The 416-nt window shown below is 70.0% G+C and carries 1 protein-coding gene; it reads right to left on the reverse strand.

The window, feature by feature from the left end:
* Positions 1–416 (reverse strand): nitroreductase family protein (locus tag ACT84W_RS11030; protein WP_444329257.1); only part of this gene is annotated, 416 nt, incomplete at both ends.

Consider the following 416-nt stretch of genomic DNA (forward strand, 5'->3'; position numbering starts at 1 on the left):
GCGTCCTCGCCGGGGCCGAACGCCTCGAGGATGCGCCGCGCCGAGCGCGTCATCTCGCGCGAGAACCCCGAGTTCCATTTGCGCGCGCAGAACGCGCCGAGCCACTCCTCGAAACCCCGGTCGGCGTCCGCGGTCTGCCCCTCTTTGGTGGCAAGGAGCGCTCGCAACTCGTCTTCGGGCAGGTCACGGTACTCATTCTCGAACACAATGCCCTCGAGCGGGAAGCGGCCGGGCTTGCGGCGGCGCAGCTGCGCGGGCGCCGGGTGGCCGATGACGAGCACGCTCACCGGCACGACCCAACGCGGGCAGCCGAGGATGCGGGCCTGCTCCTCGCAGTTCTCGAGGATGTCGCCGATGTAGCAGGAGCCGAGGTCGAGCGAGTGGGCCGCCACGACGGCATTCTGCGCAGCGATCAT

It is taken from the genome of Paratractidigestivibacter sp. (genome assembly GCF_052362415.1).
GTDB lineage: Bacteria > Actinomycetota > Coriobacteriia > Coriobacteriales > Atopobiaceae > Paratractidigestivibacter.